This is a genomic window from Paraburkholderia podalyriae, assembly GCF_014397785.1.
In the GTDB taxonomy this organism is placed as follows: domain Bacteria; phylum Pseudomonadota; class Gammaproteobacteria; order Burkholderiales; family Burkholderiaceae; genus Paraburkholderia; species Paraburkholderia podalyriae.
Genome location: NZ_VZQQ01000291.1, coordinates 1 through 530, shown reverse-complemented (window position 1 = coordinate 530; position 530 = coordinate 1). Strand labels below are relative to the sequence as shown.

Genomic DNA, 530 nt, shown 5'->3' with positions numbered 1-530 from the left:
CGACCGCGTGCTACGCATGCATTTCATTCGCCATTCGAGGTGTTCGAACGTATGCTCGCAACCGCTTCCATAACTTCAGCTTCCGTTCATTAACCCGCTGTTGCGCTTCACCTTTGAAACCGCCAAGGGACAGGCATGCGACTGGCGGACCTTATCCTGCGCGAGGTGGATGGAGATGGCTCGTCTGTCGAATCGTTGATCGCCGTCGCTTTGCCAAATGGCGGCTCGTCACTCATCAGCAGATGCATGCCGACATCTCGGGGCTTGCCCTAATACACCCTCCTGCCTCGTTGGCGTAAGCCATTATTGACGAGTCTGTTAAGCGCGCAGGTGAGTCATGAAGAAGCTCTGGGTTTGGCTAATGTCGATCGCGATGCTGAGTAGCGTGGTGGCATGCGGAGGCGGCCACGACGATCACAGCGCCCGAAGGCCGTTTGGGGTTGCCGGCATCATGGAGGGAATCTGGAACGGCAATCTGCACTCGAACTTGACGGGCCGCGATACGGGCATGTTCGTGATCGTGACAGCTG

The 530-nt window shown here is 57.4% G+C and carries 1 protein-coding gene; it reads left to right on the top strand.

Annotation, left to right across the window (positions count from 1 at the left end):
• Window positions 1–337: 337 nt before the first annotated feature.
• Window positions 338–530 (top strand): lipoprotein (locus F6X42_RS43085; RefSeq protein WP_512699664.1); only part of this gene is annotated, 193 nt, incomplete at its 3' end.